The sequence below is a fragment of the Flavobacterium sp. XGLA_31 genome, from assembly GCF_051547105.1.
Lineage (GTDB): Bacteria > Bacteroidota > Bacteroidia > Flavobacteriales > Flavobacteriaceae > Flavobacterium.
On the sequence record NZ_JBPTTM010000001.1, the window covers coordinates 310,977 to 332,792 of the forward strand.

General features: G+C 44.0%; 18 protein-coding genes. 5 read left to right on the forward strand and 13 right to left on the reverse strand.

Annotated features, from left to right (window positions below):
* The first annotated feature begins 6 nt into the window (after window positions 1–6).
* From ACSVH6_RS01285 to ACSVH6_RS01300, 4 genes are all read left to right on the forward strand, one after another.
* Window positions 7–474 carry a hypothetical protein gene (locus tag ACSVH6_RS01285; RefSeq protein WP_438074771.1) on the forward strand — a complete coding sequence of 156 codons (468 nt, stop codon included), beginning with the start codon at window positions 7–9 and terminating at the stop codon, window positions 472–474.
* Between the two features lie 2 nt (window positions 475–476).
* Window positions 477–2,426: a transglycosylase domain-containing protein gene (locus ACSVH6_RS01290; protein ID WP_438074773.1), complete on the forward strand. Its 1,950-nt coding sequence runs from the start codon at window positions 477–479 to the stop codon at window positions 2,424–2,426.
* An 82-nt stretch (window positions 2,427–2,508) separates the two neighbouring features.
* Complete coding sequence (locus tag ACSVH6_RS01295) at window positions 2,509–4,119, forward strand: DUF4139 domain-containing protein (protein WP_438074775.1); 1,611 nt, start codon at window positions 2,509–2,511, stop codon at window positions 4,117–4,119.
* 92 nt (window positions 4,120–4,211) lie between these two features.
* Window positions 4,212–5,585 carry a PQQ-dependent sugar dehydrogenase gene (locus ACSVH6_RS01300; RefSeq protein ID WP_438074777.1) on the forward strand — a complete coding sequence of 458 codons (1,374 nt, stop codon included), beginning with the start codon at window positions 4,212–4,214 and terminating at the stop codon, window positions 5,583–5,585.
* On the opposite strand, the gene ACSVH6_RS01305 is transcribed toward ACSVH6_RS01300, so the two are convergent.
* The 3 genes from ACSVH6_RS01305 to ACSVH6_RS01315 all read right to left on the reverse strand — a co-directional run bounded on the left by ACSVH6_RS01305 (window position 5,586) and on the right by ACSVH6_RS01315 (window position 8,810).
* Window positions 5,586–6,620: an NADP(H)-dependent aldo-keto reductase gene (locus ACSVH6_RS01305; RefSeq protein ID WP_438074779.1), complete on the reverse strand. Its 1,035-nt coding sequence runs from the start codon at window positions 6,618–6,620 to the stop codon at window positions 5,586–5,588.
* Window positions 6,621–7,032: 412 nt separating this feature from the next.
* Window positions 7,033–7,998 (reverse strand): OmpA family protein, encoded by a 966-nt coding sequence (locus tag ACSVH6_RS01310; protein ID WP_438074781.1) that lies wholly within the window; start codon window positions 7,996–7,998, stop codon window positions 7,033–7,035.
* 50 nt (window positions 7,999–8,048) lie between these two features.
* Window positions 8,049–8,810: an exodeoxyribonuclease III gene (locus tag ACSVH6_RS01315; RefSeq protein WP_438074783.1), complete on the reverse strand. Its 762-nt coding sequence runs from the start codon at window positions 8,808–8,810 to the stop codon at window positions 8,049–8,051.
* Between the two features lie 165 nt (window positions 8,811–8,975).
* Here ACSVH6_RS01315 and ACSVH6_RS01320 point away from each other — a divergent pair, with 165 nt between their 5' ends.
* On the forward strand, window positions 8,976–10,787 hold the full coding sequence (locus tag ACSVH6_RS01320; RefSeq protein ID WP_438074785.1) for a GNAT family N-acyltransferase: 1,812 nt from the start codon (window positions 8,976–8,978) through the stop codon (window positions 10,785–10,787).
* Window positions 10,788–10,837: 50 nt separating this feature from the next.
* Here the strand turns inward: ACSVH6_RS01320 and ACSVH6_RS01325 are convergent, their stop codons facing one another.
* From ACSVH6_RS01325 to hydA, 10 genes are all read right to left on the reverse strand, one after another.
* Complete coding sequence (locus ACSVH6_RS01325; protein ID WP_438074787.1) at window positions 10,838–11,344, reverse strand: DUF805 domain-containing protein; 507 nt, start codon at window positions 11,342–11,344, stop codon at window positions 10,838–10,840.
* Between the two features lie 126 nt (window positions 11,345–11,470).
* On the reverse strand, window positions 11,471–11,839 hold the full coding sequence (locus ACSVH6_RS01330; RefSeq protein WP_438074789.1) for a DUF2752 domain-containing protein: 369 nt from the start codon (window positions 11,837–11,839) through the stop codon (window positions 11,471–11,473).
* Between the two features lie 71 nt (window positions 11,840–11,910).
* Window positions 11,911–12,300, reverse strand: a complete 390-nt coding sequence (locus tag ACSVH6_RS01335) for a DUF4234 domain-containing protein (RefSeq protein WP_438074791.1) — start codon at window positions 12,298–12,300, stop codon at window positions 11,911–11,913.
* A 219-nt stretch (window positions 12,301–12,519) separates the two neighbouring features.
* The gene (locus ACSVH6_RS01340; protein ID WP_438074793.1) at window positions 12,520–14,226 is read right to left on the reverse strand and encodes a hypothetical protein; all 1,707 of its coding nucleotides are present in this window, start codon (window positions 14,224–14,226) and stop codon (window positions 12,520–12,522) included.
* Between the two features lie 248 nt (window positions 14,227–14,474).
* On the reverse strand, window positions 14,475–15,428 hold the full coding sequence (locus ACSVH6_RS01345) for a 2-hydroxyacid dehydrogenase (RefSeq protein WP_438074795.1): 954 nt from the start codon (window positions 15,426–15,428) through the stop codon (window positions 14,475–14,477).
* 101 nt (window positions 15,429–15,529) lie between these two features.
* Window positions 15,530–16,765: a M20 family metallo-hydrolase gene (locus ACSVH6_RS01350; protein WP_438074797.1), complete on the reverse strand. Its 1,236-nt coding sequence runs from the start codon at window positions 16,763–16,765 to the stop codon at window positions 15,530–15,532.
* 109 nt (window positions 16,766–16,874) lie between these two features.
* Complete coding sequence (preA, locus tag ACSVH6_RS01355) at window positions 16,875–18,143, reverse strand: NAD-dependent dihydropyrimidine dehydrogenase subunit PreA (protein ID WP_438074798.1); 1,269 nt, start codon at window positions 18,141–18,143, stop codon at window positions 16,875–16,877.
* A 4-nt stretch (window positions 18,144–18,147) separates the two neighbouring features.
* On the reverse strand, window positions 18,148–19,533 hold the full coding sequence (locus ACSVH6_RS01360) for an NAD(P)-dependent oxidoreductase (RefSeq protein WP_438074800.1): 1,386 nt from the start codon (window positions 19,531–19,533) through the stop codon (window positions 18,148–18,150).
* 30 nt (window positions 19,534–19,563) lie between these two features.
* Window positions 19,564–20,430 carry a nitrilase-related carbon-nitrogen hydrolase gene (locus tag ACSVH6_RS01365; protein WP_438074802.1) on the reverse strand — a complete coding sequence of 289 codons (867 nt, stop codon included), beginning with the start codon at window positions 20,428–20,430 and terminating at the stop codon, window positions 19,564–19,566.
* Window positions 20,431–20,433: 3 nt separating this feature from the next.
* The gene (hydA, locus tag ACSVH6_RS01370) at window positions 20,434–21,816 is read right to left on the reverse strand and encodes a dihydropyrimidinase (RefSeq protein WP_438074804.1); all 1,383 of its coding nucleotides are present in this window, start codon (window positions 21,814–21,816) and stop codon (window positions 20,434–20,436) included.

The window sequence follows — 21,816 nt, forward strand, 5'->3', positions numbered from 1 at the left end:
TGTTTTATGAAATCGAAACTACTTGTCTTGTTGTTCTTTTTCTCTCTGTTCCTATCCTGTTCCCAGCAGGGTCATTACAGCGTTTTTGACACTTTTGGAGAAGACAACCGTTGGAATCAAACCGACACCAAAACCTTTGATTTCGAAATCACAGACGAAAGCAAGCCGTATGACATCACGTTTAAATTCAGTCACGTTTACGATTACCAGTTTGCCAGTGTACCGCTGACTTTTGTTATAGAATCCCCCAACGGTCAAAAAGAAACTCTCCCTGTCGATTTAAAAATCAAGGATGCCTCCGGAAAGCAACTGGCCGATTGTTCGGGTGATGTTTGTGATTTGGTTTATCCCATCAAGAAAAAAACAAAACTTACCAAAGGAATTTATAAAATCACTGTTTCCCATCGTTTCAAAGGAGCTCCTTTTCTCCCTAATGTGATTGGGATTGGATTGAATGTGGACAGCGTACAATAGCAATGAAAACCAAAAAACAAAAAGTATTTCTCTTCCTAAAAATCAGCGGTATTCTTCTACTGCTGGGGATTGTGATGCTTTTTGTGTTTCGGAATACGCTTTTAAATAAAGTCATTCACCGTATCGACAGTAAACTTGACCGTGAATACCAATGTCGTTTTACCGTTGAAAAAGCCGAATTCCATGGATTAACCAATTTGGAATTTCAACAAATTTGTTTAGTGCCCAAACAAGCTGACACTTTGGTCCGCATAGACGAATTAAAAACAAGTGTCAACTTTTGGAAACTGCTTATCGGTGATGTCCAATTGGGAAAACTGGAAATCAACAAAGGCTATGTTCAACTGGTGAAAACCAAAAACGGCAGCAATTTTGACGCCTTTCTTCATTCCAAAAAAGAAAAAGACGACAGCTCCGAAGTGAATTATGCCAAACTACTGAACCGGGTTTCTTCCAAACTGTTGGACTTGGTTCCTACCGATATGAGTGTAAAAGGCTTCGCTTTTAAAATAGATGACAACGGCAATAAAGTAGTTTTTGATTTTAACCAATTGGCTTTGGCTAATAAAAAACTCAACACGCTGATTCAGGTTACTTCTGATCATTTCTCACAGCAATGGAGCATCAATGGTTTTGCGGATCCCCGCGACCGAAAAGCCGATTTACAATTCTATAATGCGGCCAACGACACGCTCAAAATACCATACCTGGATAAAAAATGGAATCTGAAAACCGGCTTTAAAGCCATTCACTTCAATCTGGAAAATCTGGCCATGGACAGTGGTGAATTGCATATTGACGGCTATGCTTCGCTACAGGATTTGGTTGTCAATCATCCTAAAATTGCCGGCAAAGATGTCGTGGTACAGAATGCCCGCTTTGATTACCACTGGATTGTTGGTTCCCGAAGTATGGTTCTGGACAGTACCTCTACGCTGCAACTGAACCAGATTAAATGCCAGCCGTATATTTCGTATACCAACGAAACCGATAAAGTGTATGCACTCAAGCTAAAGATTCAGAAGATGAAGGCCCAAGACTTTATTGTGTCCCTGCCCACCGGTTTGTTTCGCCATTTTGAAGGTATGGAAGCTGAGGGCAATTTTAGTTATGCATTGCATTTTGAGTACAACAATCACCAGCCTAACAACATCATTTTTGAAAGCAAGCTACAACCCGATGGTTTAAAAATCACCAAATACGGGGAAGCCGACCTGAATAAAATTAACGGGGAGTTTGTTTACCGGGCCATTGACAACGGTATTCCGCAACGCCCGATTGTGGTGGGGAATTCCAATGCCAATTTTACTCCGCTCAGTTCCATATCCCCTTACCTGCAAAAATGTGTACTCACCAGCGAAGACCCTTCTTTTTTTAACCACCGCGGGTTTATCACCGAAGCCTTCAAACAATCGATTGCCAAAAACATCCGAACCAGGAAATTCTCTCGCGGCGCCAGTACCATCAGTATGCAGTTGATTAAAAATGTATTTCTGACAAGAGAGAAAACCCTGTCGCGCAAACTGGAAGAAATCCTGTTGGTTTACCTCTTAGAAAACAACCACATCAGCACCAAAGAACGCATGCTCGAGGTGTATTTCAATATTATCGAATGGGGACCTAATATTTATGGCATAGGTGAAGCTTCACAGTTTTATTTCCAAAAAAGACCCGGCGATTTGAATTTGAACGAATGTCTTTTTCTGGCTACCATCATCCCGAAACCCAAAGGATTTATGTACCGCTTTGATGCGGAACATGAACTCAAATCCTTTGCGAAACAGCAGGAAACATTCCTAACCAAACTGATGCTGCGACGCAATGTATTAACCGCTAACGATACCATCGGAAACTTTCCGCTCTCCATTTCGGGGCCCGCCAAATCGTTCCTCAAACAAAAAACAGCTGCCGTCGAAACCGACAGTAGCGCCACAGACGAGTTTGAATTTTAAAACTATTTTTCAAAAATTCCTCCTGCTCTTCCAACCTTTTTACCGTTTGGACACTCTATAGAGTATACTTAATTTTTGAATTATGAAAAAACTCTTTGTATTACTCTGCTTTGTGACTGCTGTTTGTCAAGCACAAAAACCCATTTTCACCACTGCCAAAGTCAAAGCCGCTACCGTTTATTTTAATGCGGCTGAATTATCCCAAACGGCTGTTGTTACACTTCCGGCCGGTACCAGTGAAATCGTCATCAAAAACGTGGCCGATTACCTCAACGAAAACACCGTACAAATCGGAGCACCGGCAACCCTAACCGTACTGTCAGTACAGTATACGCAAAACTACCTTTCCGAATTCGAAATTGACGAAACTAATCCGTTGATTAAAAAAGTCCGCGACAGCATCAGTTGGACCGAAAAAGAAATCAAAAAAGTACAAATCGACAGTTATTCACACCAACAAACGATTGCTTTACTGGATGCCAACCAAACTGTAGCCGGAACTAACTCAGGCTTAAACGTGGCTGAGCTCATTAAATTAGTGGACTATTACAAAGCCAAACGAACCGAACTGGACAATGCCATCGTAACTTTAAAAGAAAAAGAGACCAAACTCACCGCCAAGCTCAACATCCTGAAATCAAAATTGGAAATCAACACCCAAAAAGAGGAGAAAAGTTCTAAGGGCAAGCTGATAATTCAGGTGATGAACGAAATTGCGGGAGCGGTCAACTTAGACATCAATTACATCAGTAATGCAGCCTCCTGGTCACCTTTTTATGACTTGCGTGCCGAGAACATTACTTCTCCCATCAATATGATGTACAAAGCCCAAGTATCACAGTACACCGGAATCGACTGGAAAAAAGTCAAACTTACCCTGTCATCGGGCAATCCAAATCAGAACAATCAGGCACCGCTTTTGAATCCGTGGTTTTTGCGATATTCCTATCCTCTTGCCTATCGTGACCAGTCTGAAGTGGCCGGAGTAGCCCTGCAGGAAGTGGTGGTTACAGGATACGCCCGTAAAGAGAAAAAGAACGCTTCTTCTGTCTACAAAACCGTCGAAGCTGCTATTGTAGAAAACCAACTCAACGTATCTTTTGACATTGACCTGCCTTATGATATTTTATCCAACAGCAAGCCACACAGTGTAGCGCTGAAAGAAATCAAATTGCCGGCTACTTACCAATATTATGCAGCTCCGAGAATCGAAAAAGAAGCCTTCTTGATGGCCCAAATTGAAGATTATTCCAAATACAATCTGCTGCCGGGTGATGCCAATATTATTTTTGAAGGACTGTACGTAGGCAAAACCCACATCAATCCGAATCAGACTTCAGATACCCTGAACCTGAGCATGGGAAGAGACAAAAAAATTGCCATCAAACGCGATAAAGTAGTCGACAAATCAGGTACCCGCTTTTTGTCTTCCAAGAAAGAGCAAACCTTTACTTATGACCTCACCGTCAGAAACAATAAAAAAGAGGCCGCCACTTTGTTACTGAAAGACCAATACCCGCTAAGTACGGATAAAGAAGTGGAAATCGAATTGTTGGAAAGCAACGGAGCCAAAATAGACCAAGAAACCGGTATACTCTCCTGGAATCTGAAACTGGCTCCGAATGAAACCAAAAAAATCCGAATCAGTTACAAAGTCAAATCCCCAAAGGATAAAATCATCGAGAATTTGTAAACACTCCAAACGCAACCCTTCCCGGTTGCATTTTTTCATAATGATTTGAACCTAAACTTTTTATTCCTAACTTTACGAAAAACCAATCCGTTATGAGAAAGATTTTACTTGCTGCTTTCAGCCTTATTTCTGTGGTAACTACAGCGCAAATCATAGGTTTACAAAGTTTTGCCACCGGCTTTACCTCTCCGGTCGAAATTGCCCATCCCACAAACGATGCCCGTCTTTTTGTGGTGCAGCAGGGCGGTGCTATTAAAGTGGTGAATGCCAACGGTACCGTAAACGCCACTCCTTTTCTAAGCCTAACCTCAGCCACCATTCTATCAGGGGGAGAAAGAGGACTGCTGGGGTTGGCATTTCATCCCGATTATGCCACCAACGGTTATTTTTATGTGAATTATACCCGGGCCGGAGACGGTGCAACGGTAATTGCACGGTATACAGTTTCTGCCGATCCCAATGTGGCAGATGCTTCGAGTGGTATGGTTTTACTCACCATTGCGCAACCCTTTGCCAATCACAACGGCGGGAGTGTGAAATTTGGTCCCGATGGCTATTTGTATATCGGAATGGGGGACGGAGGCAGCGGAGGTGACCCCGGTGACCGTGCCCAGAACATCAATGAAAATCTGGGGAAAATGCTCCGCTTGGATGTGAACTCGGGTTCGCCTTACGACATTCCTCCTACCAATCCTTATGTGGGCATTGCCGGTAATGACGAAATCTGGGCTATCGGGATGCGCAACCCATGGAAATTTTCGTTTAACCGATTGAATGGCGATTTGTGGATTGCCGATGTGGGTCAGGGCTCTATAGAAGAGTTGGATAAAGTAACCAGTCCGCTTCCCAATACTTTGAATTTTGGCTGGCGTTGCTACGAGGGCAATACCGTTTATGATACCTCCTCCGGCACCTGCCCCACCTATGCTGCTACCGTTGCACCCATCAATCAGTATTCCCATACTCTGGGAAGATGCTCGGTAACCGGAGGCTATGTGTATACCGGAACTAACTATCCCAATTTTCAGAACAAATACTTCTTTGCCGATTATTGTACAGCCGAAATCGGTTGGATTGACACTACCGGAGCCATCACCTGGAACTATGATGCCGGCGGTACCATTACCACTTTTGGCGAAGACAAAGACGGGGAACTGTACGTGGCCAATGGGAATGTCCTCTACAAAATCATTGACACTTCTTTGGGAATACACGACTTCAACAAAGCCGGCCTGAGTTGCTATCCGAATCCGGCACGGACCGAAATTTTCATACAAAACAACAGTGACGTTTCCCTAAGCACAGCCAAAATTTTTGACTTAACCGGAAAATTAGTTTTGACAAAATCATTGGAAAACAACCCAACGCATTCCATACCTATAGCCGACGTAACAAAAGGATTGTATTTGCTTTCGGTAGAAGACACTACCGGCAATCAATACCAATCCAAGCTCATTGTAGAGTAATTAAGGAGCCGGGTCGGGATAAAGCGCCTGAATCTTGTTGATTTCAGCCATCAGTTCAGGTGACAATACTACGTCAAATGCCGCGATGTTTTCCCGGAGCTGCGCCATAGTGGTCGCGCCAATGATGGTGGCCGTTACAAATGATTGTTGGTGTACAAAAGCCAATGCCATTTGCGTCAGCGTCAGACCGTGTGCCTGTGCCAATTCCTGATATAAAGTAGTTGCCTTGTGGCAATTAGCACTCGAATAGCGGGTAAACTGCGGAAACAGTCCCAAACGGGAAGTAGGCTGGATTCCGTTCAAATGTTTGCCGGTCAGAAAACTGAAGGCCAAAGGCGAATAGGCCAACAACCCCACATTCTCACGCAGGCCTATTTCTGACAAGCCCACTTCATACAAGCGATTCAATAAGGAATACGGATTCTGAATGGTTACAATTCGAGGCAGTTGGTGTTTTTCACTTTCACTGAGGAACTTCATCACACCATACGCATTTTCGTTGGAAACGCCAATGTGTTTTATTTTACCTTCCTTAATCAGCCCGTCATACACGGTCAATACTTCGAAGAAATTGTCCTGCCACTGTTCGTCTATTTTGGAAATTCCGCGTTGCCCGAACATGTTCATCACGCGTTCCGGCCAGTGCATTTGGTACAAATCAATATAATCGGTTTGCAGGTTTTTCAAACTGTTGTTGACCGCCTCATGAATGCTTTTTTTGGAAAAATCCAAGGGCTTGCGGATGTATTCCATCCCACGGTTCGGACCTGCAATTTTAGTGGCAATGACCAACTCCTCCCGCTTGCCGGATTGCTTTAACCAGGATCCGATATACTTTTCGGTCAGTCCCAGAGTCGCCTGGCGGGCAGCTATGGGATACATTTCGGCCGTATCTATAAAATTGATTCCGTTGGCAATGGCGTAATCCAACTGGGCGTGTGCATCGCTTTCGGTATTTTGTTCGCCAAAAGTCATGGTGCCGAGGCACACTTTACTGATTTTAATATTGGTATTGGGGAGTGTAGTATAGTTCATGGAAAGCTACTTTTTCTTTGCCCCGCAAAAGTAACAGATTGCCCGGGTAAATGCCACCCGATTAACACATTTTTTGGAAACGTTCGCCTTTGCGGAGAACGAAGCAAGGTGTTGGTGGTAAGGTTAAGTTGTGTTTGTACCGTTGCAAAAATACTTCCAATACGGTGGACAAAATAATCATAATGCATGATTGTTTTAAAGATGCACGATAATCAAGAACAACATGCTGCATTATTTTCTTCTCCACCAGTATTGTTCAACAAAAAAATCATCGTGCATCTTTTTTCTCTCCACCAATATTGAAAATCATTTTCTCCACCAATATTGGTCGCTATTTTGTCCACCAATATTGAAAACAAAAAAAGGCTCCGGATACACCCGGAGCCTTATGCTTTTGTCTGCAGTCTGTTGCTTAAAAGTCGTTCAACATTTTGGAAATCTCGTCTAACTTAGGGGTTAGAATAATCTCGATGCGACGGTTTTTGGCTTTGCCCTCAGGGGTGTCGTTGCTCATGATAGGTGCAAATTCCCCACGGCCGGCTGCGGTTAAATTTTTCTTTTGGATACCGGCATTTTCACTCAATATATTCACAATGGCTGTGGCTCTTTTGGTTGATAAATCCCAGTTGTTCTCGATACCGCCGCCAATGGCTCCGAAAATTTTATCGTTATCGGTATGGCCTTCTATCAGCACGGTAATGTCGGGGTTGTTGGCCAATACTTTGCCCACTTCCACTACGGCTTTTCGGCCTTCGGTACCTACGGCCCAGCTTCCGGTTTGGAACAACAATTTGTTCTCCATAGAAACGTATACTTTACCGTTTTTTTGTTCTACTGTAAGTCCCTTGCCCTCAAAAGCATTTAAGGCTTTTGATAGGGTTTCTTTCAGCTTTTTCATGCTGGCGTCTTTGGCGGCTATCATGTTTTCTAACTCGCTCAGGCGTTTGGAGCTCGAAGCCAGTTCGTCTCTCATTTTGTTCAAACGATCCTGCTCAGCAGCCATGGCTTTTTCTTTGGCTTCTAACTGCGCCAGCAATTCGCGGTTTTTGGTCATGTTAGTCTGTAGGGCATCGTTGCTGTTTTTCTCCAAAGCGGCATAGGATTCCTGCAGGGTTTTGAGGTTGTTGGCCGTGGCGGTGCAATCGGCAGTGAGTTTGTCCTTATCGGCTTTCAGCTTTTCCAGTTGGTCTTTGAGGGCTTTGTTTTCCTCATTGAATTCGGCATTGGCCTTGTGCAAATCTTCATTTTCGTCGGCTAGCGAACGGTTTTCTTTTTTCAAATCGGTGTATTTGTTTTCCAAATCGTTGTAGATTTTTTTGGAAACACACGAAGACATAGTTCCTAAAACCAATAGGGCGATGGCGGTTCTTTTTATCATTTGTTCTTGTTTACTAATTATCGTTTAATTTCTTGCGTCCGGTTTTTGTGTTATTCCAATTCGACCACTACCGGACAATGGTCAGAATGTTTGGCTTCGGGGAGTATCACGGCTCTTTTGAGACGGTCCTTCAGGGGTTCGCTCGCCAGGCAGTAGTCAATCCGCCAGCCCTTATTGTTGGCACGGGCATTGGCCCGGTAGCTCCACCAACTGTACTGATTAGGTTCCTTGTTAAAGAAACGGAAGGTGTCAATAAAGCCGCTTTTCATAAAGGCATCCAGCCAGGCCCGTTCTTCGGGTAGGAAACCCGAAACGGTTTTGTTGCGCACCGGGTCGTGAATGTCAATGGCTTCGTGACAAATATTGTAATCCCCGCAGATGACCAAATTAGGGATTTCTTTTTTGAGTTGGTTGATGTAGTGCTGAAAATCGTCCATGTATTTAAACTTATGGTCCAGACGATCGATATTGGTTCCCGAAGGCAGGTAGAGACTCATCACCGAGAAGTCGTCAAAATCCACCCGTAGGTTGCGTCCCTCAAAATCCATGTGGTCGATTCCGGTGCCGAAAACCACATTGTTGGGTTTTACTTTTGACAGGATGGCCACGCCGCTGTACCCTTTTTTTTGTGCCGGAAACCAGTAATGGTATGGGTATCCGGAAATTTCAACATCAATAAGCGGAATCTGTTCGGGGGTGGCTTTAATTTCCTGCAGGCAGATGACATCGGGGTTGGCCTGTTGCAGCCACTCCAAAAAACCTTTCGAGATGGCGGCGCGAATACCGTTTACATTATAAGAGATAATTCTCATGAAGAGGGATTAAGCGTTTTGCCAAAAATAGAGAAAAACCTAAACATTTGAAACCCAAAATCAAGAATAAAATTTATAAAAGTTGCCCGTGATTTCTCCAATTTGGCTCGGCTATTTGAAGAGAATTGTTATCTTTGTTTTTTAGTCAAATAATCAAAAGCATTCATGGGTTTAGTCACTGCCAAAGAAGTTGCCAAAGCAATCAAAGCGGATAAATACGGGGTTTTCGGAACCTTTTGCGGCTGGTTGCTGATGAAGGCTTTACAGATTTCTACCTTAAACAAGATATACGACCGCAACAAGCATCTGAGCGAAGTGGAATTCCTCAATGCCATTTTGGATGAATTCCAAATCAAATTTGAGATTCCGGAAGAAGATTTTAAACGTTTGCCCAAAGACGGGGCTTACATCACCATATCCAACCATCCGCTGGGTGGTATTGACGGCATTTTATTGCTGAAATTAATGCTTGAAAGAGAACCGAATTTCAAGATTATCGCCAACTTTTTGCTTCACCGCATCGAACCGATGAAACCGTACATCATGCCGGTAAACCCGTTTGAAAACCATAAGGATGCCAAGTCGAGTGTCATCGGAATTAAAGAAACACTGCGTCATTTGAGTGACGGCAAACCGCTGGGGATGTTCCCGGCCGGTGAGGTTTCGACCTATAAAGACGGGCAGTTGGTGGTAGACAAAGACTGGGAAGAAGGCGCTATCAAAGTCATCCGAAAAGCTCAGGTTCCGGTGGTTCCTATTTATTTTCATGCCAAGAACAGCCGCTTCTTTTATTTGTTATCCAAAATAAACCCGACGCTGCGTACGGCCAAGCTGCCTTCGGAGTTGTTAACCCAAAAAGACCGTGTCATCAAAGTTCGTATCGGAAAGCCGATTTCGGTAGCCGAACAAAACGAACATAAAAGTCTGGAGGAATATTCAGAATTCCTGAGAAAGAAAACCTATATGTTGGCCAATTCGTTCAATCAGGAGAGCAATATTTTTGACCCGAGAAACTTAAATCTCGATCTTAAAACGCCTAAAAGTCCGAAACAGATTGTCAAACCGGCCAACCACGATAAGATTTTAGAAGAAATTGACAGCTTAAAAGACAGCGATTACCGCTTGTTGCAAAGCAAAAACTATCAGGTGTTCCTGGTATCGGCCGATAAGATTCCGAACATACTGCATGAAATTGGCCGTTTACGCGAGATTACCTTCAGGGCGGTTGGTGAAGGCACCAACGAATCGATTGACCTGGACCGTTGCGACAGTTATTACCATCACATGTTTTTGTGGGATGACGAAACCCAGCAAATTGCCGGAGCCTACCGCATGGGATTGGGTTCGGAGATTTTTCCGAAATACGGTATCGAAGGGTTTTACCTGCAGGACCTGTTCCGCTTTGAGCCGGAGTTGTACGATATGATGTCGAAATCCATTGAGATGGGGCGTGCTTTTATCGTGAACGAATACCAACAAAAACCGATGCCGTTGTTCCTGTTGTGGAAAGGTATCGTACACACCACCTTGCGTTATCCGGAGCACAAATACCTCATTGGCGGGGTGAGCATCAGCAACCAGTTTACCGAGTTTTCCAAGTCGCTGATGATTGAGTTTATGAAGTCACACTATTACGACCCGTATGTGGCCCAATACATTCATCCGAAAAAAGAATACAAAGTCAAACTGAAAGACGCCGATAAGGATTTTGTATTCAATGAAACAGAAGCCGATTTGAACAAATTTGATAAGATTATTGATGAAGTAGAGCCGGGCACGCTGCGTCTTCCGGTACTGATTAAGAAATACATCAAACAAAATGCGCGCGTCGTAGCCTTTAATGTGGACCCTTTGTTTAACAATGCCGTAGATGGTTTAATGTATATCCGCATTGCAGACCTGCCGGAGAGCACGGTAAAACCGGTCATGGAGGAATTTCAGGCCGAACTGGAACGCAAAGAGAAAAATTATAAATAACAAAAAAGCCGAGGATGACCCTCGGCTTTTTTTATTCCTGAAAGCGGCATTTATTCCACTCCTATTTCATTGATTTCCTCACCTACTCCTTTAGGATCCGCTCCATATTGATTAGGTCCTGCAGTACCTTCAGTACAAAACAATACCAACATCCAGATGGCTACCGCCAAAATAACTACTACCGAAACAATCATCCCCATCCCGAATACCGCTGCGCCTCCGCCCATCAGTCCGGAAAATGTGGTGGCTATCATGAAGCCCGCAGCTCCAATCATGACAACATATGCCAGTAGGATCAACCAACCGCTTTTGCCGATATCGTGCAGCCTTCTTACCGCTACCGCCAAACCGGGAATGAATACCAAAAGGCTGTAAAGCGAATTGAGCACTCCGGAGTTGGACGACCCGATTTTAAGGTGCAGCACCTCATCAATTATCATGGTAAGGATGGCTATGATAATATTAGCCAGCGTAAAATACCAATACTCTGAACGTCGGGCACGACCTTTAAAATTGGCATAATTTTCAAATACTACTTTTTTGTACCACTCAATCATAATATAAAAGTTTTAATGCCTCACTGATGGAAACCTGGTTTTTGTTTCATCAGATTCAGCGGGTTAGTTCACTCAAATATAAAGAAAAATAGTAATAAAACCGATTTCGGTAAAAAAATTGGACGGCTATTTCCAAATAGATTCCCGTAGGATTTCTGTCCATGTATGGTCGTGAACAAAATAAACCAGGCGGATGATGTGGTACACCGCCAGAAAGACGGCCAAAGCGTAAGCTGCTTTTTTATGATACAGGTATTGGTTGAAGTATTCCTTACCGGTTTTTAGCTCCACTAAAAGCAATACGATGGTAAAGAGTCCGAAGAAAACCACGGCAGGCCCTAAGATATGATATTCTAAACTCCTCTCGAGGTCTCCCTGATAGAAGCATACTATGGATTTGGTGATGCCGCAGGACGGACAAGGAAATCCAGTTACGGCTTTAATGGGGCAAAATGACTGGTCTTTTGCTAGGTGATTGTCATTGTTGCTGAGCATTAAAAAATACGGTATTATCAGTGTCAGGAAAGCACCAATAATACCGTAAATTTTATATTTTACTCTTTTTTCTATCTGTAAAGTCTGTTGATATCCCCTTGCACAATCATAGCGGCAGCCATAGGGAAAAGAAGTCCTAACACAATCAGCAGGGTGGATTGGTCTTTTTGCAATTCTCCGGTAAGTTTGTACACTTTCGGCAATCCGTCTTTACCTATGATATAGTAAAAATACACATGTACCGGCAAACAACACCCGGAAAATACCGCCAACGGCGTGGAAATGATTTCTCTTTCGGACACGGCATTCAGTACTTCGGCAATTTTAACATTCCAATAAATTAGATAAAGACCACAGGTCAAAAAACTGAAGATGAGCACCATAACCGGATCGACTCTGAATTCCGGAATATTATGCGGTCGGTTCCAACTTTCGTTAGGGGGGTTGTTGATTACTTCCATTTTGTATTTTTTAATTGGTTATAGTAACGCTAAAATAACAAAATTTATAAGAAAGTACTAACATGGTTCCCAAAGTTCTATTTTATTTCCTTCGAGATCTAATATCCAACCCAACATACTGTAGTTAGCTTTTGCATTTCCCTGATTGCCGCTCCGTTAATTGCTCCTTTTTGGATGTGCTCGATAACGGCTGACTAGGGGAATATATGGTTGCGATAATTATCGGATTACTTTTTTGGTAACGGTGACACCCTCTTCCGAGGTGAGTTGTACCAAAAGTAATTGATTGGTTGCCCCAACAGCCACGGTGGTATGTGTGGCATCGATAGCGTTTTTCTCCAACAATACACGTCCTTGAACATCCAACACTTTCAGTGAAGACAACTTTACATTCCCGGCGTCAATAACCCATTCGCTTGCGGTGTTTTTATAAATCACCACTTGATTTGCGTTAAACGTTGGGCTAACTGTGTTCAATTGGGATTGATAAACTACTTTAAATCGGGAGTCAAAAGTACCGGCCTCTGAGGTAAAAGTATACCCTCCATTGTGCAAATCATGAGTGATTCCGGTCGTGCTATCGTTTATATAAACCGGTTGATTTTCTGTGAACAATCCGTCGACATGGTCCATGGTAATTGTATATTGTCCCGGAACAGTTGCCTTAAACTGCAAAGGAACCACGTCATTCGTCTGAAACGGCAAAGCTCTTCCCTGAATGGTATAAGGGGTTGTCCCAATTAAAGAAGTTAAAGAGACGGTTCCGTCATTCAACGATTTTCCATCAATAGAAGGATCAAAACCTTCAGTTGCATTGGCCATGTACCCGATTAGTGTTTGTGAAAAAGCACCATTAGCATTTGTAGCATTCAACCAAATTCTGCTTTTCTCTGCAACAGTATTCTGTGCCTTAAAAAACTGATTGTCGTGATTGAAGACCCGCATCGTATTGTCAAAATTCAAAGCGGTACCGTTCCCGGTAGCTTCCACGAAAAAACCTTGCCCGGCTTGAATCACTCCATTCGGATCTACCGCCTGAGAATCTTCATTAGTCACAAATCCGAGTGTTGACCAAGTGCAGTAAGCGGCATTGGCTGTACCATTAGTCTTTCTCCAAAAATATAGTGTTCCCGTGATGTTATCACTATTGGCAGTCACAAAGGCTGTAGCGTCTATGGGAGAAGGATACGGATTCCCTACTAAGTTAAATCTTTTTCCGGCACCGTTATCCGCCATGGTATACGTGTAATCTCCATTGTTAGGTACCCCTGTAAACAGCCCTGTCCAAATGGTAGGTGTAGTAGCCGGATGATTATTGCGTATCCGTATCAAGTACCCGGCAGCAGTGGCAAAAGTAGTGGTCTCCGGAGTGGTTACCTCATAAAAGTTGGTATTGGTATTGTACGTATAAAAACGGATATTGCTCGGGGCACTATTTGATGTTAGCGGAGAAAAGTCAAATAGCGTCTGTGCTCCGGAAACCGGAGAAGACCACAGCGTATAATCCAGTCTTTTCAACAACGAACTGTTGCGTTTTACAACTACATATCCGGTGTTGGTGTTGGTGGTTCCATCCTGAATCAGATACGCGTTGTTATTAAACACCATCGAACTTCCGGATTCCACAGTCAGGGCTTCCGTCAAACTCACCTGATCTCCTGATGAAATGACTACACTGGCATTGTTATTTACTGTTAACGAATTCGCATCGATATTGTTCCCTCCTGAAACAAAAGTATCCGATATTACTGCATCCATAGTAAAATTAGGAGTGCCATTACTCCAAGCACCATTACTCCAGGTAGTGGTAACCAGTAAAGTAGTATTGACTGATTTCTGTGACGTTTTGTTTTGTGCTTTCCCAACAGTACTGCTTAGCAGGAATACTAAAATGAGAATATAATGCGAAAGTAATTTTTTGTCCATAACGCAGGTATTAAGGATTAGGTATAAAGAATAAATGAGGTAGTATTGGGGATTATAATGAAGCTCAAATATCCGAAAGAAATTACACTCCTTATCCTTACGTTAGACCAAGCGCCATCATTTATGGTTTAAGTGACTTATACTATAGACCAAGCGTATGTTTGTCGATTATCGGTTTGCGCAACCAGTCAGCTTGTTAAAATCTACATTGGAACCGGCAAACTTGGTTTTACAAGCAAAAATGGATACTAAAATTTAAGTTGTAAAATTTTGTCCACAATGGTCTGTGCCAGTTTTTCGTGGCTCTCAAAAGTCCAGCCGGCTATGTGCGGTGTTAGTAACACATTCTCTGCTTGCAGCAAATACTCAAAGGCTTTGGGTTTTTCGGTATCGATGAATAAGTTTTCAAAAGATAGTTTTTCGTATTCCAGCACATCCAATCCGGCGCCAAGAATTTTACCCGATTCCAAGGCGGCGACCAAATCGTCTGTCACTACATTTTTCCCACGTGACGTGTTGATGAACCAAAAGGGTTTTGCAAAAGCATTGATAAAATTAGTGTTGACCATTTTGTCCGTTTCGGGCGTCCAGGGAATATGCAGACTCAAGACATCAGCCTTGGCTTGCAATTCAGAAAGCGAGACTTGCTTCGCTTGGTCATCCCCCACATTCGGGAGTAAATCGCAACACAAAACGTCCACGTCAAATCCGCGCAGTTTTTTGGCAAAAGCTTTACCCATATTACCATACCCTATAATCCCCACCGTTTTCCCCTCCAACTCATAGCCTCGGTTGCCTTCGCGCACCCATTGCCCCTGTCTGACGAGTCTGTCCGCGCGGTTCAGTTTATTCATCAACGACAACAGCATACCCAAGGCATGTTCGCCCACGGCATTGCGATTGCCTTCGGGTGCCGCAATGAGATGGATTCCTTTAGATTCGGCATATTCACAATCGATACTTTCCAAACCGGCACCAACACGCGCTATAAATTTTAAATTAACGGCTTTGTCCATAAAATCTTTGTCGATTTTAAAACGACTTCGAATGACCACCCCGTGATAGTTTTGGATTTTGGCTTCAATTTCGGCTTTAGAAGAAGTAAAATCGGCTTCGTTTTGAAACCCGGCTTGTTCCAATTGGTCCCACAGCAAAGGATGATTGCTGTCGATATGGAGAATTTTGGTGTCTTGTATGGACATGGTAAAGATGTTGAAAGGGTAAAGGTACTATTATTGGACAAAATAAAAAAAGCCGACCGATTGCTCGTGCCGACTCTCACTCAACTTAACTAAAGTTTTACTTATTTTTCCAAAATCTGTACTACGGTACCCAACATGACATTGGCCCCAGTAGCCAAATCTTCGTAAGAGGAATATTCTAACGGATTGTGACTGATGCCGTCTTTGCAGCGGACGAATATCATCCCGTAATCACAGGCATATGACAACGCTAAGGCATCATGGAACGGACCACTCATCAGTTCAGGCGCATCCAACTGCAGTTTTTTACATTCTTCGTGGATGATTTTTTTAATCCAATCGGCACAATAACGCGGTTCGCTGTTGGTATCTTCAGAGATGGAATACTCCAATTTATGTTTGGCACAAATGGCTGCTATACGGTCGCGGAGTTGTTGTTCATAGCGGTTTCTTCTGTCCAAATCAATGTCACGTAAATCCACCGTCATTTCGACTTCTTCGGCTATGATATTTCTTGACGCCGGAAATACTTTCAATGTCCCCACCGTTCCTACCGTTGGATTTCCGGGAACCTGCGTGGCGATTTCGTTCAAAGCGATGGTAATTTCTGCGGCACCCATCATGGCATCGCGGCGCATCGGCATGGGCACAGAACCGGCATGACCGGCCATCCCTTTCAATTTGACCGTCCACCACAATGGTCCCGAAATTCCGGAAACCACGCCAATAGGTTTGTTGCCGTAATCTAAGATTGGGCCTTGTTCAATGTGCAATTCCAAGAAACAGAAGATGCTTTCCGGTTGGTATTCGGATTCGTTGAATTTGGTAATGTCGCAACCAAAATCTTTTAACGCTTGTTCGCGCGTGATTCCGTCTTGGTCTTTGCGTTGCAGTTCACCTTCTTCGAGTTTTCCTAAGATCCCCCGGGAACCGAACAGCCCTTTGTTGAATCGCCAGCCTTCTTCATCGGCAAACGAAATCACTTCGATAGATCTTTCAGGTACGATGCCGTTGTCGTGCAACGTGCGTACCACTTCGATAGCACACAACACCCCGGCTACACCGTCAAAGCGGCCACCGTAAGGTTGGGAATCGAGATGTGACCCCATCATCAAAACGGGTAGGTTGGGATTTTTCCCTTCCAGTCGACCAATCAAGTTTCCGAAGTTATCAATACGCACAGACATGCCGGCTTCTTTCATCCAGGAGCCTGCGATTTCGAAACCTTGTTTTTCCAGAGCAGTGTGTGCCGGGCGGCAGGTTCCGGTTTCGCCGATTTTGCCGATTTCACTCATCGCTTCAAAATACGATTGAAGCCTTGCGGAATTTATTTTCATGTATAGTTTCTATTTTTTTAAAAGCGTTAGGGATTGCAGCAAGTATCCTTTTTATAAAATAAAAAGATACTGCGTAAAGCCCGACCCGAAGGGAAACGCCCCAATAATTTTAATGGTCATTCAACGGACGTCCTTCGCGTTGCCAGTCTTTCCAGTTCACGTACTCAGGAGCGACACGGTGTTCTTCCATGGTGATGCAACCGTCGACCGGGCACACCAACTTACACAAATTACAGCCAACACATTCTTTTTCGTTTACGGTGTAGTTGTTGTACGGGTTTCCTCTTTCGATGTTGATGGATTGGTGCGAGGTGTCTTCGCAGGCGATGAAACACAAACCACAATGGATGCATTTGTCCTGATCGATGTTGGCGATGTGATGGTAGTTGATGTCCAAATCTTCCCAATGGGTGATTTTCTCTACTGATTTTCCGATGAAGTCGGTGGTTTTTTGATACCCTTTCTCGTCCATCCAGTTGCTCAACCCTTCACACATGTCTTCCACGATGCGGAATCCGTGGTTCATAGCCGCAGTACAAACCTGTACTGAGGTTGCACCCAACAACATAAATTCGACTGCATCTTTCCAAGTACTCACCCCGCCGATTCCTGAAATCGGAACTCTGGAGGTTAACGGGTCTTGGGCTACGGTAGTCAACATTTTGAGCGCGATAGGCTTCACGGCCGGACCGCAATAGCCTCCAAAAACACTTTGTCCGGCCACATACGGATTCGGAACCAAAGTATCCAAATCGACACCCGTCACACTTTGAATCGTATTGATTAAACTCAACGCATTCGTACCGCCTTCAACAGCCGCTCTGGCCGTTGGCACAACGGAATGTACATTCGGAGTCAGTTTGGTAATTACGGGAATTGTCGCTTTTTCCATCACCCATTCTACCACCATTTTGGCAATTTCAGGGTCTTGGCCTACCGCTGCGCCCATACCTCTTTCGGTCATTCCGTGCGGGCAACCAAAGTTGAGTTCAAAGCCCATAGCTCCGGCGTCTTCGGCTTTTTTGATGAGTTCATGCCACGACTTGCGGTCGTTGTCCGCCATCAGCGAAACGATCATCGCACGATCGGGGAACATTTTAACGACTTCGGTGATTTCGCGTAAGTTGATTTCCAGCGGTCGGTCGCTGATCAACTCAATATTGTTGAACCCCATCATACGCTTGCCTCCGTAGTTCACCGAAGAATAACGAGAGGATACATTTTTTACTTGTGAACCTAGAGTCTTCCAAACGACACCGCCCCAGCCGGCTTCGAAAGCACGGACTACGTTTATTTTTTTATCGGTGGGTGGCGCACTGGCCAGCCAGAATGGGTTGGGTGATTTGATACCTAAAAAATCGGTGGATATATCTGCCATAATCTTAATTGTTGAAGGTTGGTTTTAATTCGGATTCGATGAGGTAATCTGGGGAAATGATGTGTTTCAAAATCGCAGCGGCACCGTCTTTTCCGGCCTGTACCGCATCGACGACTTCGCGGCCGCCGTTGACACAATCGCCTCCGGCAAAAACTTTGGGCACTTTCGTAGTGGATTTCCCGCTTACTACAATCTTTCCGTTATTGTTTTCGATGTTATTAGTGTTAACCAAATCAGCGAATGGCATTTGTCCAGCTGCTTTGATCACCATATCTACATCGAGTGTAAAAGTTTCTCCGGAAGCTATCGGACTTCTTCTGCCGCTGGCATCAGGATCACCGAGTTTCATCACATCACAAACCAATTGGGTTACTTTGCCATTGTCACCTTTGATTTCTTTGGGTGCGGCCAACCATTCGATTTTACAACCGTCCAATTTGGCAATGTCCAATTCTTTTTGGGTACAAGGCATTTCAGCCTGCGTTCTTCTGTAAACTAACGTTACGTCAGAAGCCCCCAATCTTTTGGCTTGGGTGGCCGCATCAATCGCGGTCATTCCCATCCCGATGACAGCTACTTTATCGCCTACGGCAATCTTAGAATAGTCATTATTTCGTAATTCATAAATAAACTTGATGGCGTCTTCTACGCCTTCCAAATGCTCTCCCGGTATATCCAACTGACGAGCCATACCGACACCAAATGCCATATAAATCGCATCGTAGTTTTGTTGCAAATACGCTAACGTCACCTCTTTACCAAATGCATGGTTGTATTTGATTTCGATGCCGCCAATCGAAGTAATATAATTTACCTCATCTTCACAAAACTGCGGCGTTACTTTATAGGCTGCGATACCATAAGTCATCAATCCACCGCCTTTGGCTTCTTTTTCATAAATCGTCACATCGATGCCTTCGCGGCTTAGTGTATGCGCGCAACTCAACCCGGCCGGACCGGCTCCAACGACAGCTACCTTCTTCCCTTTGGATGATTTTCTATCGAATAATTGCCACTTGTTTTCCATTGCTTTTTCGGTAGAATAACGCTGCAAACGGGCAATATTAATCGGTTCTTCGTGCATCATATTGTACACACAGGCACCTTCACACAGTTTTTCTACCGGACATACTTTACTGCATCCGGCTCCCATGATGTTGGAGGCCAAAATGGTATGGGCCGAACCTTTGAGGTTATCGGTGGCTATTTGTTTGATGAATTTCGGTACGTTAACAGAGGTTGGGCACGACTTCATACACGGTGGGTCGTAGCAAAACAGACAACGGTTGGCTTCGGTTAACGCTGCATCGCGTGTTTCAAAAGGCGGATGAATGTCGGCAAAGTTTTCCTGGTATTCGGCCGCGGTTAATCGGTTATTTTTTATGCTCATATTTTGGTTGGTTTAATATCATTAATTGATTTAAGGAGCTGTAATTTCCCCATAAGTCTCTGGTCTACGATCGCGATAAAATTGCCATTTGCTTCGGACTTGTTCAATGAGATCCAAGTCAAATTCGGCGACCAATAATTCATCTTTATCTTCGGAAGCGCAGGCAAAAATTTCACCCAGCGGATTCACGAAATACGAGGTTCCGTAAAAGCGTCCGAGGTTCCAAGGTTTTTCTTCCCCCACGCGGTTGATGCAGCCCATGAAATAGCCATTAGCTACAGCATGCGCCGGTTGTTCGAGTTTCCATAAATATTGGGATTGCCCAACAGTTGTGGCAGACGGATTGTACACGATTTCAGCACCATTCAATCCTAAGCAGCGCGCGCCGTCGGGGAAGTGGCGGTCGTAACAGATGTACACGCCCACTTTGGCGTACTTGGTTTGAAACACCGGATAGCCTAAATTTCCCGGTTTGAAGAAATACTTTTCCCAAAAGCCACCCGTTTGCGGAATGTGGTTTTTACGGTATTTGCCCAGATAAGTTCCATCGGCATCAATCACGGCAGCGGTGTTGTACAACACCCCCGCTTGGTCTTTTTCATAGACCGGAACAATGATGACCATATCGTATTTTTTGGCATAAGCTGCCATTCGTTCGGTCGTTGGTCCCGGAACGCTTTCTGCGGAAGCATACCATTTGGAATCCTGTCCCGGACAGAAATACGGAGTGTTGAAAATCTCCTGAAAACACAAAATCTGAACCCCTTGACGGCCCGCTTCTTCAATATACGGAATGTGCTTTTGCAGCATGGCTTCCATGATTTCCGGTATGGTGCCTTCGCCTTCCGTTTTGGCCAAACTCAATTGGATTAATCCTGATTTTACAACTCTTGCCATAGCTTATATTTTTCCGTCTACTTTATTTCGTTTTACAAATTGGCCGTACCCTTTTTGTACTTTACATTCGTTATTGTCAATAACCACTTTACCTCTCAGTAAAACCGTTTTTACTTTCCCTGTAAGTTCCCAACCTTCATAGCCGCTATAATCTACATTCATGTGATGAGTTTTAGCAGACAGCGTGTGTTTTTCATTGGCATCAAATAATACAATATCAGCATCACTACCGATAGCGATCGTTCCTTTTTTCGGGAACATTCCAAAGATTTTGGCAGCATTGGTAGACACTACTTCTACGTATTTATTCAACGTGATTCGGCCTTTGTTAACCCCTTCGCTGAATAATAATTCCATGCGGTTTTCTATCGCCGGGTGACCATTTGGTATTTTAGAAAAATCGTCTTTCCCCATGAGTTTTTGTTCCCACATAAATGGGCAGTGATCGGTAGCGACCACATTAACCAATCCCTGATTCAATCCGGCCCAAAGTGTTTCCTGATCTTTCTTTTCACGTAAGGGTGGACTCATCACCCATTTGGCTCCTTCAAAGTTTTGTTCATACAAACTGGCATCCAAAACCAAATACTGTATACAAGTTTCTACAAATACATGTTGGTTTCTACGAGTAGCAAAACGAACTGCGTTCAGAGCACCTTCACAAGTCAGGTGCACTATATAGCCCGGACAACCGGTATAGTCCGCCATATCGGCAAAACGACTACTGGCCTCAGCTTCGGTGACTTCCGGTTGGGATAAATAATGGTACAACGGCGCGGTTTTCCCTTCCGATTTGTGTTTGGCGATTAAGAAATCAATCATGTCACCATTGGTGGCGTGCACATTAATTAATCCGCCGTGTTTTTTAACTTCCTGCATCAAACCGACCATTTGGCGGTCGTCTATCATCAAAGCGCCTTTGTAGGCCATGAACGTTTTGAACGAGGTAATGCCTTCGACTTCTATAAAATGCTGAATTTCTTTTTTGGTTTCCTCATTAAAATCGGTTACCGCCATGTGGAAACTGTAATCGCCTACCGCATTGTTATCACTGCGGCCTTTCCATTCCTGTAAAGCCGATTGTAGGCTCTTGCCTTGGGTTTGCAGAATGAAATCAATTACCGTCGTCGTTCCGCCAAAAAGCGCGGCACGGGTTCCGGTTTCGTAATTGTCGCTACTGTAGGTTCCCATAAAAGGCATATCGAGATGTACGTGCGGATCAATTCCGCCCGGCATGACTAATTTGCCCGAAGCATCAATGACTTCATCGGCTTGCACATTCAAGTTTTTACCGATAGCTGAAATCGTTTCGCCTTCTATATAAATATCCGCTACATAATCATCGGTAGCAGTTATAATTCTTCCGTTTTTAATTAAGATACTCAT

Bases quoted from the DNA above. Each gene is read 5' to 3' on its own strand.
- ACSVH6_RS01285 (WP_438074771.1), top strand. From the start codon at position 7: ATGAAATCGAAACTACTTGTCTTGTTGTTCTTTTTCTCTCTGTTCCTA.
- ACSVH6_RS01290 (WP_438074773.1), top strand. From the start codon at position 477: ATGAAAACCAAAAAACAAAAAGTATTTCTCTTCCTAAAAATCAGCGGT.
- ACSVH6_RS01295 (WP_438074775.1), top strand. From the start codon at position 2,509: ATGAAAAAACTCTTTGTATTACTCTGCTTTGTGACTGCTGTTTGTCAA.
- ACSVH6_RS01300 (WP_438074777.1), top strand. From the start codon at position 4,212: ATGAGAAAGATTTTACTTGCTGCTTTCAGCCTTATTTCTGTGGTAACT.
- ACSVH6_RS01305 (WP_438074779.1), bottom strand. From the start codon at position 6,620: ATGAACTATACTACACTCCCCAATACCAATATTAAAATCAGTAAAGTG.
- ACSVH6_RS01310 (WP_438074781.1), bottom strand. From the start codon at position 7,998: ATGATAAAAAGAACCGCCATCGCCCTATTGGTTTTAGGAACTATGTCT.
- ACSVH6_RS01315 (WP_438074783.1), bottom strand. From the start codon at position 8,810: ATGAGAATTATCTCTTATAATGTAAACGGTATTCGCGCCGCCATCTCG.
- ACSVH6_RS01320 (WP_438074785.1), top strand. From the start codon at position 8,976: ATGGGTTTAGTCACTGCCAAAGAAGTTGCCAAAGCAATCAAAGCGGAT.
- ACSVH6_RS01325 (WP_438074787.1), bottom strand. From the start codon at position 11,344: ATGATTGAGTGGTACAAAAAAGTAGTATTTGAAAATTATGCCAATTTT.
- ACSVH6_RS01330 (WP_438074789.1), bottom strand. From the start codon at position 11,839: ATGCTCAGCAACAATGACAATCACCTAGCAAAAGACCAGTCATTTTGC.
- ACSVH6_RS01335 (WP_438074791.1), bottom strand. From the start codon at position 12,300: ATGGAAGTAATCAACAACCCCCCTAACGAAAGTTGGAACCGACCGCAT.
- ACSVH6_RS01340 (WP_438074793.1), bottom strand. From the start codon at position 14,226: ATGGACAAAAAATTACTTTCGCATTATATTCTCATTTTAGTATTCCTG.
- ACSVH6_RS01345 (WP_438074795.1), bottom strand. From the start codon at position 15,428: ATGTCCATACAAGACACCAAAATTCTCCATATCGACAGCAATCATCCT.
- ACSVH6_RS01350 (WP_438074797.1), bottom strand. From the start codon at position 16,765: ATGAAAATAAATTCCGCAAGGCTTCAATCGTATTTTGAAGCGATGAGT.
- preA (WP_438074798.1), bottom strand. From the start codon at position 18,143: ATGGCAGATATATCCACCGATTTTTTAGGTATCAAATCACCCAACCCA.
- ACSVH6_RS01360 (WP_438074800.1), bottom strand. From the start codon at position 19,533: ATGAGCATAAAAAATAACCGATTAACCGCGGCCGAATACCAGGAAAAC.
- ACSVH6_RS01365 (WP_438074802.1), bottom strand. From the start codon at position 20,430: ATGGCAAGAGTTGTAAAATCAGGATTAATCCAATTGAGTTTGGCCAAA.
- hydA (WP_438074804.1), bottom strand. From the start codon at position 21,816: ATGAGTATCTTAATTAAAAACGGAAGAATTATAACTGCTACCGATGAT.